This window comes from Streptosporangium nondiastaticum, from assembly GCF_003011965.1.
Taxonomy (GTDB): Bacteria; Actinomycetota; Actinomycetes; order Streptomycetales; family Streptomycetaceae; genus Streptomyces; species Streptomyces nondiastaticus.
Genome location: NZ_PXWG01000198.1, coordinates 1 through 8794, shown reverse-complemented (window position 1 = coordinate 8794; position 8794 = coordinate 1). Strand labels below are relative to the sequence as shown.

Here is an 8794-nt window from a genome sequence, read left to right as displayed (position 1 = left end):
GGCAGGGGCGTGGGCGCGGGGCGGCCCCGGTGGCTCCCGGGAGCCGGCTGCCGGCGGCGGCGCTTGGGGAGGCCGCCGGCGGTGGAGCCGATGGAGCCGGGGACGGGACCGGGACCGGCGGTGCCGGGGGCGTCGAGGGCGTCGGAGGGCGTGGCGGGGCGGCCGGACGGGGCGGCCGGGCCGGGCCGCGCCGCGGGGAAGTCCGAGGCGGCCGGGAAGTCGGTGGCAGGCGGGAAGTCCGAGGCGGCCGGGAGGTCCGAGGTGGCTGGGAAGTCCGAGGTGCTCGGGAAATCCCGTGCGTCGGGGAAGTTCCGTGCGTCGGTGAAGTCCGGGAAGTCCGGCACCGAGGCTCGGTCCGCGGGCCGTGTCGCCGCCGGGCGGCTCGCCTCGTGCGCGCGTCCGTGCCCGTTCCCGTTCCCGTGTCCGCGCCCGTGCTCTTGCTCGTGCCTGTGCCCTTGCTCGCGCTCCTGCTCCCGGCCACGCCCCTGCTCGCGGCCACGTCCCTGCTCGGCCTGGGGCCGCAGCGGCGTGGTGTCCGGCCCGTCGATGTCGATCTGGGTGAGCAGGGTGCTGGGAAGGAACAGCACGGCTCGGACGCCGCCGTACGGCGAGCGCGTGTCGACCGAGACGCTGAACCCGTAGCGCGCGGCGAGCACGCCGATGACGGGGAAGCCGAACTGGGGCGGATCGCCCAGGCGGGAGACGTCGACGGTGGCGCGGCCGGTGAGCAGGGCGCCGGCCCGCTGGGTCTCCTGGCCGTCCATGCCGACGCCCGCGTCGTCGATGACGATGCAGGCGCCGTTGTGCACGGGCTGCAGGCCGACCTCGACGGTGGTGTTGGGCTGGGAGTGGCGCGCGGCGTTGTCGAGGAGCTCGGCGACGGCGAGCACGACCGGCTCCACGGCACGGCTGACGACGGCGAGGTCGGCCTGGCTGTGCACCTGTACGCGCCGGTAGTCGCGGATGCGGGAGGTGGCGCCCCGCACGACGTCGGTCAGGGGCGAGGCGGCGCGCTGCCGGCCGGGCCAGGACCCGCACAGGACGGCGATGGCCTGGGCGCGGCGGCCGAACTGGGCGTTGGCGTGGTCGATCTGCAGCAGGTCGCGCAGCACGTCGGGGTTGTCGTGCCGGTCCTGCATGTCGGAGATGGCGAGCTGCTGCTCGTGGGCGAGGCCCTGGAGGGCGCGCATGGAGGCCTTGAGGGCGGCCTTCGCGGACTGGTCGGCGCGGGCCTGCGCCTTGTCGACGGCCTGGGTGAAGGTGTCCATCACGGACTGCAGGCCGTGCGCGAAGACGGTGCCTGCGAGCTGCTCGTCGAGCAGGCCGGGCAGGGGCACGGGGTGGTTCATCGAGGCCGTCACCGCGGGGAGCCGGACGGCGGTCAGGTGGCCGAGCTCGGTGTCGCGCGCCCGCTGGCCCTCCTCCAGCGTCGCCGCGCGCAGCCGCAGGGCGGCGGTGATGCCGCGCTGGCGCACCAGCAGGACCGCGACGGCGATCAGCGCGACGACCAGGCACCAGGTCACTACGTCCGGTATGTGATGTGACATCAATTCCTCGTGGACGCAGGGGGCATGCGGACGGCTGGACGAGGCCGTGGTCCCTGACGTCCCGTCCAGAAGCGGAATACGCGGATCATCCTAACCACGGCCGTGGCCGGGTGGCCGATCTTCGCCTGCGGATGACCGAACACGCATCCGCCTTCCGCAGGACCTCGGACGAGGGTACGGAAGGCGGATGGCCTGTGCAGGCAGTGCGGGTGAAGTGTTGTCAGGACCACAGTCCGCGGTCGGCCGGCGGAAGGGCACGGTCGACCAGCGGGCCCGCGGCGCCGGTGTAGTCGGCGGGGTCACAGAGGGCGGCCAGCTCGGCCGCGGTGAAGTGACCGTCCAGTAACGGCTGCTCGGTGAGGATCAGGTGCAGTTCCCGGCCACTCGCGGCCGCTTCGGCCGACGCCGCGGTGAGCAGCCGCTTGGCCGCCGCCCTGCCGACGCGGGGCGCCAGGACGGCCGCCAGCCGCTCCGACACGACCTGCGCGCCCGTCAGGCGGAGGTTCTCGCGCATCCGGTCCGGCCGCACCTCCAGGCCCTCCGCGAGCTCGGCGGCAGTACGGGCCGCGCCGCCGGCCAGGCGCAGGCACTCGCGCAGCAGCTGCCACTCCGCGTGCCACGCGCCCGCCGAGCGCTCGTCCTCCGCCGCCAGGCACTGCGTCACGCCGGCGGCCAGGACCGGCACCTGCAGCGCCGCGCTGCGGATCAGGGTGGCGAGGACCGGGTTGCGCTTGTGCGGCATCGCCGAGGACGCGCCGCGCCCGGCACGGCCGCCGCCCGGCTCGGCGACCTCGCCGACCTCCGTGCGCGCCAGCGACTGCACGTCCGCCGCGACCTTGCCGAGCGCGCCGGCGGTGAACGCGAGGGCCGCGGCCAGGTCCGCGACCGGGGTGCGCAGGGCGTGCCAGGGCAGGGGCGGGCGGGCCAGGCCGGTCTCGGCGGCGAAGGCGTCCAGCAGGCGGTCCGCGTAACTGCCGTCTCCGGTGCCCCGCGCGCCGGCGAGCCGCGCGTGCTCCAGGTAGCCGGCGAGCGTGCCGGCCGCGCCGCCGAGCGAGACCGGCAGGCCGGCGTGCACGTCGGCCAGCCGCCGCTCCGCGTCCAGGACGAGCTGCCGCCAGCCCGCCGCCTTCAGCCCGAACGTCGTCGGCACGGCGTGCAGGGTGAGCGTGCGGCCCGCCATGAGGGTGTCCCGGTGGCGGGCCGCGAGCGCGGCCAGCGCCTCGGCGGTACGGGTCAGGTCCGCGCGGACCGTGCGCAGCGTGCGGTCCGCGACCAGCATGGCGCCCGTGTCGAGGATGTCCTGGCTGGTGGAGCCGCGGTGCACGTAGTCGGCGGCGTGCGGGTCCTGCGCGGCGACGGCTTCGGTGAGCGCCTGTACGAGGCCGACCACGGGGTTCGCGGTCTCCCGCGCGGCCAGGGCGAGCGCCCGCACGTCGAACCGCTCCGCGCGGGCGGCCCGGGTGATGGCCCCCGCGGCCCCCTTCGGCACGGCCCCGACCCCCGCCTGCGCCCGGGCGAGCGCGGCCTCGGCATCGAGCATGGCCTGCAGCCAGGCGACGTCGGAGGTGGCCGCTTCGGCGTGCACGCCGGCCCGGACGGGGGACAGGAGCCCGACGTCGGCGACGGGGGCCTCGCCGGCCGGGGCGGGGGGTGTACGCCGGCCCGCCTCATCGCGGTGACGGCGATCGTCCTGAGCCTGTACGGCACCGCCGGGCTCCGCCGCGGGGGTTGCGCGCCACGGCGGCGGATTCAAGGGAGTGGGCGTCCCTTGCCCCGGCGCGGTGGCCCCGGGCGGGCTGCCGGCGGCCGCCATCCCACCGCAACGGCGGTCATCAGCCACGACGACGCTGCCCGGCGGAACCGAACCGGGCCGAGTACGAACGGCACCGCCGAGCTCCGCCACGGGAGTTACGCGCCACGGCGGCGGAGCCGAGGGAGCGGGCGCACCCTGACCCAGTTTAGCGGCCCCGGACCGGCTGCCGGCGGCCGCCATCCCACCGCCGCAACGGCGATCAACCGGAGCGGCGGCGTCCGGCGGTGCCGAGCCGGGCTCGGTACGTACGGCACCGCCGGGCTCCACCGTGGTGGATGCGCGCCGCGGCGGTGGAGTCAAGGGGGTGGGCGCTCCGGGCGGGTTTTCGGGGGTGGTCATACGATCACGCCCTCCTCGTCCGTTTCGGGGGTCGCCGGGCGGAGGGACGGGGGGACGTGGGCCACCGGGGGGAGGGACAGAACCGCTCGGGCTATCGCGTCCGCGTCGGACAGGGTCACCGAGTCCACGCCCGGGCGGATGCCCGCCGCCGTGACCCAGTGGACGGACTCCGTGGGCACCCCGTAGGCGAAGCGGCGCGGGTGGGGGCGGCCGCGGCCGTCGACGACGTGGTACGGGCGCTCGGTGACGGCCAGTCCGCCCGTCTCGTAGCCGGTGCCCGTGGCCGTCGGGATGCGGTACGTGGTGACCTGATCGGTGTTCAGGAGGTGCCGCAGCAGGGGATCGGCCGTGCGCCGCAGGTCCGGCTCGGGCAGCCGGGCCTCGATCAGCACGCGGGACCGGATCGGCGGCCCCGGCACGGCGCGGCAGTCGGCGGTGAACGAGGGCCCGCCGGGGCCGGCGACGTCCAGGCGGACGACGGTGCCGGGCCCGGTGACCTCCAGGACTCCCGCCTCGATGAGGGCGGCCATCTCCTCGATGCGGGAGGCGGGCGGGCCGATGGAGAGGAAGGCGTTGAGGGGGGTGTACCAGCCTTCGAGGTCGTCGCGGTGGGAGTCGCCCTCCAGGCCGCCGTGATCGACGGCGAGCCTGATCTCGTTGCGCAGGTCGCGCAGGACGTCGAGGGCGGCCTTCAGGGGCCCGCTGACGTTGCCGGCGCGCGCGGCCCGGACGTCCTCGCGCAGGTAGTCCAGGAGCCAGGCGCGGAACTCGGCGCGGCCGGCGAACGCGCGGTCCACGTACGGCCTGGCGAGCCGCTGCCAGTCCCAGCGGTCGCCGGGGGCGATGCGGAACGCGTCGAGGAGCTCCGCGCGGTCGTCGTCCTTCTCCAGCGCCAGGAACCGCCCGGTGAACTCCTCCCGCTCCCCCGCCCGGCCCAGCCGCTCCAGCAGCGTGCCGTAGTAGACGCTCTCCACCTCACTGGAGATCAGGGGCCACAGGTCGGTGCCGAAGCGCACCGGGCCGCCGCGCGCGGCGCGCTCGCGCAGGCCGGCGATGTAGCCGGCGGTGAGCAGCCGGGGCAGGTAGCGGCCGTGCGCGCCCTTCTCGTTCTCGCCGCGCGCGTGGTAGGGCACGCCGCGCCGGGAGAACGCGTACAGCCGCGGCTCCGCGCCGGACGGCCGGTAGGCGGTGCGGTCCCCGTCGCGGACGAACTCGCCGCCGCGCCCGGCGGTGAACAGCGCCATGTAGTCGAAGAAGTTCAGCCCGAGCCCGCGCAGCAGCACCGGCGCGCCGGGCGCGATGTGCCCGAGGTCGAGGTCGGCGGGGTTGACGGGCGTCACGTAGTCGAGGTGGTGGATGCGGGCCAGCGACGCCGTACGGGCCTCCCGGGCGGACAGCTGCGCGGGCACGTGGCCGAGCGCCATGACGATCGCGTCGAGCTGGTTGAGGCGCGTGCCGTCCTCCAGGCGGATGCCCTGCGGCCCGCCGGTGATGCCCTCGGTGTCGGCCATGGCCACCGCGCGCGAGCGGTGCACCTCGATGGTCATGTGCGCGGGGGCGCGGGCGGCGATGCGCCGGAAGCTGTCGTGGAGGTAGCGGCCGTAGAAGGCGCGGGTGGGGTAGTCGTCCGGGCCGAGCGCCCGGGCCTCGGCGAGGGTGGCGGCGTCGTGGCCGTGGTCCGTGCCGTCCGCGCTGTCCGTGCCCGTCGTGCTGTCGGCGCTTCCCGTGCCCGTCGTGCTGTCCGCGCTCCCCGCGACGTCCCGCGCCCACTCGTACAGGCTGGGCCCCGGCTCGACCGGGCCCTCGATCCGGGCGCTGTCGTCCGTGTACACGGTGATCTGCGAGGCCACGGTGTTCATCAGCAGGTGGGGCGACTGGTCGGTGCGCCACACGGTGCCCGCGCCCGGGGCGGACGGGTCGACGACGTGCACGGTCACCGCGGAGTGCGAGGGCTCTGCGCGCTCGTTGGCGCACAGCCGCTCCAGCACGGACAGCCCCCGCGGGCCGACGCCGACGATGCCGACCTCTGTACGACTGCTGTTCATGCGTCTGCTCCTCCGTTCCGAGGGAACTTCCATTCCGATCCGAGGGGACTTCCGCTGCGCACGTCCTGCCGTCTCACCCGTTTCCGTTCACGCGTTCCATCTCGCCGCTGACGGAAGGGCCGGGTCAACGCGTGGCCGCCGGGTCCGTCAGGTCCCCCGGGGCGGACGTGACATACCGTCAGCGGCGCTTTCCCGGTCCCGCCGCCCCGCCGTGCCACAGTGGGGGGCATGGGTGACACGAGTGACATGCGCGCCGCCTACATCGAACGGTTCGGCCCGCCGGAAGGGATCGTGGTCGGCGGCCTCCCCGCGCCGCGCCCCGGCCCCACGGACGTCCTCGTCGACGTCGCCGCCACGACCGTCAACCCCGTCGACACGCTCATCCGCTCCGGGAGCTACCGGACCCCGCTGTCCTTCCCCTTCGTGATCGGCCGGGACATGGTCGGCACGGTCGCCGAGGCCGGGCCCGGTGCGCCCGGGTTCGCGCCCGGCGATCCCGTGTGGTGCAACAGCCTCGGGCACGGCGGGCGCCAGGGGCCCGCCGCCGAACGGGCCGTCGTCCCCGCCGACCGGCTCTACCCGCTGCCCGCCGGCGTGCGCGCGGAGGACGCCGTCGCCGTCGCCCACCCCGCCGCCACCGCGTACCTGGCGCTGTTCACCCACGGCCGGCTGCGGCCCGGCGAGACCGTGCTCGTCGCCGGCGCCGCCGGGAACGTGGGCAGCGCCCTCGTGACGCTGGCCGTCTGGGCCGGCGCCCGGGTCGTGGCCACGGCCGCGGCGCCCGACGCGGACTACGTGCGCTCCCTCGGCGCCGCCGAGGTCCTCGACTACGCGGCCCCCGGCCTCGCCGGACAGCTCGCGGACGCCGCGCCCCGCGGCGTCGACGTGCACGTCGCGACCCACGGCCGGCACGACCTGGAGGTCGCCGTGCCGCTGCTCGCCCGGCGCGGCCGGATCGTGGTGTTCGCGGGCACCACCGCGCGGCCCGTACTGCCGGTGGGGCAGCTGTACCAGAAGGACGGGGCCCTCGTCGGCTTCGTGATCTCCCGCGCGACCGTGGCCGAGCTCGCGCAGGCCGCCGACGCCGTGGGGCAGCTGCTCACCGCGGGGCGGCTGCGGCCGCGGGCCGTCGAGGAGATGCCGCTCGCGGACGCGGCGGAGGCGCACCGGCGCATGGAGCGGGGGGAACTGCGGGGGCGGCGGGTGGTCCTCAGGGTCTGAGGGCTAGGGCGAGGCCGGGGGCGGGGTCCCGGGGCCGGGCCACGGGTGCTGACGCGCGAGCCGCAGCCACAGCCACAGCCGCAGCCGCCCTCCCGGTCCGTAGATCTGACGCATCGTCGCCGGTCCCGTTGCCGGGGCCCTCCCCCACTGCGCACCCTGGACCGTATGACTCCCCCAGCGACCACCGGCACCCCCGCGATCCTCCTGGTACGGGCCCGCGTTCTGATCGCCGCCGCGCCGGACACCGTCTACGACACGGTCAGCGACCTCACCCGCAGCGGCGAGTGGAGCCGCGAATGCACCGGCGGGCGCTGGGTGTCCGGCGCGCCCCGCACGGTCGGCGCCGTCTTCCGCGGCGAGAACCACCGCGGCGCGGACGTCGTGCCCTGGGCGCCGGTCGTCCGCGGCTCCTGGACCACCGAGTCGGAGGTCGTGGCCGCCGAGCCGTGGCGCCTGTTCCAGTGGGTGGTGCGCGACAGTGCCGGCCGGCGGCAGGACAGCACGTGGACGTACGAGCTCGAAGCCGCCGCCGAAGGCTGTCTGCTCGTCCACCACTACCGGCTCGGGCGGCCCACGGAAGGGCTCGCGAAGATCTTCGAGCAGCTGGGTGAGGACGGGCGGCGGCGGTTCACCGCCGCGTGGAACGAGAAGCTCGCCGACGACGTGGCCGCGTCGCTGTCGCGCATCAAGCGCGTGGTCGAGGACGGCGTCCGGGGCGACGTCCCGGGCGGCTTCCCACGCCGGGCCGGACGAGGCGAGCCGGCCGGGTCGGTCGAGCCGGGCCGGCTGGGATGACGAACCCGGCGGCGCCGATACGGCCGGCGGCCGAGCGGTGGGACGCGGAGGACCCCGGCTTCTGGGAGCGGGGCGGCCGGCACGTCGCCCGCCGGAACCTGCTGCTCGCGGCGCTCGGCGGGCACGTCGGGACGTCCGTCCGCAGCATGTGGGCGGTCCTGGTGCTGTTCCTGCCGGCCGGCGACGGGCCCGCCTTCGGGCCGGGCGGGACATCCCTGCTGCTCGTCACGCCGCTCGTCGCGGGGGCCGTGCTGCGGCCGGTCGCGCAGCGGGCGCTGGGCCGGCTGGGCGGCCGTGACCGTACGGTCGTCACCACCGCCGCGCTGGCCCTGCCCGTGCTCGCCGCGGTGTACGTGCTGCAGCGGCCCGGCGCGCCGCTGTGGCTGCTGGTGGCCGTCGCCGCGACCGCCGGGGCGGGGGAAGCCGCCGCGGCCTCGTCGAGCGGGGCGGCCGCGTTCTTCCCGCGGCGCGCGCAGGACCGGGCCGGTGCCGTTGCGACGGCCGCGGCCGATCTCGGTGTCGCGCTCGTCCAGACGGCCGGTGTCGTGGCCGCCGTCACCGCCGGGGGGTCCTCCTCGTTCGTGTGGATCGCCGCGGTGCACGTGCCGTTGGTGGCGCTGGCCGCGGGGGTCGCGGCGCTGCGGATGGACAACCTGCCCGTCGCGCGGGGCGCCGCGGTCCGCGGTCCGCGCGGGGCCTTACGGGACCCGCACGTGTGGGGGCTGTCGCTGCTGACCCTGGCCACGGCCGGGTCGTTCACCGGGTACGGGCTCGCCTTCGGGCTGGTGCTGCGGGGCGGCTTCGGCTCCTCCGCGGTGGCGGCGCTCGCGTGCGCCCTGCTCGCCACGGTGCTGGGCGCGGCCGCCCGGCCCTTCGGCGGTCTGCTCGCCGGGCTGTGCGGCGGGGCGCGGGTCACGCTCGTGAGCCTCGTGGGCATGGCGGCGGGCACGGTGGTCCTGGCCGCGGCGGCGGCGCGGGGTGCGGTGGGGGTGTTCGCCGCCGCGTCCACGGCGGTGATCGTCCTGGCGGGGCTC

The 8794-nt window shown here is 76.6% G+C and carries 6 protein-coding genes; 3 read left to right on the top strand and 3 right to left on the bottom strand.

The window, feature by feature from the left end:
* The 3 genes from B7P34_RS39065 to B7P34_RS33670 form a co-directional block, all read right to left on the bottom strand.
* Nucleotides 1-1547 (bottom strand): ATP-binding protein (locus tag B7P34_RS39065; protein ID WP_223268507.1); only part of this gene is annotated, 1547 nt, incomplete at its 3' end.
* Between the two features lie 220 nt (nt 1548-1767).
* The gene (locus B7P34_RS33675; protein WP_223268506.1) at nt 1768-3132 is read right to left on the bottom strand and encodes a lyase family protein; all 1365 of its coding nucleotides are present in this window, start codon (nt 3130-3132) and stop codon (nt 1768-1770) included.
* Between the two features lie 563 nt (nt 3133-3695).
* Nucleotides 3696-5744 carry an FAD/NAD(P)-binding protein gene (locus B7P34_RS33670; RefSeq protein WP_106681960.1) on the bottom strand — a complete coding sequence of 683 codons (2049 nt, stop codon included), beginning with the start codon at nt 5742-5744 and terminating at the stop codon, nt 3696-3698.
* A gap of 228 nt (nt 5745-5972) precedes the next feature.
* Here B7P34_RS33670 and B7P34_RS33665 point away from each other — a divergent pair, with 228 nt between their 5' ends.
* The 3 genes from B7P34_RS33665 to B7P34_RS33655 form a co-directional block, all read left to right on the top strand.
* On the top strand, nt 5973-6965 hold the full coding sequence (locus B7P34_RS33665) for an NADPH:quinone reductase (protein WP_223268505.1): 993 nt from the start codon (nt 5973-5975) through the stop codon (nt 6963-6965).
* 165 nt (nt 6966-7130) lie between these two features.
* Entirely contained in the window at nt 7131-7760 is a 630-nt protein-coding gene (locus B7P34_RS33660) for an SRPBCC family protein (RefSeq protein ID WP_106681958.1), read from the top strand.
* The coding region (locus B7P34_RS33655) for an MFS transporter (protein ID WP_106681957.1) at nt 7757-8794 on the top strand (1038 nt) is incomplete at its 3' end. The genes B7P34_RS33660 and B7P34_RS33655, both read left to right, overlap by 4 nt.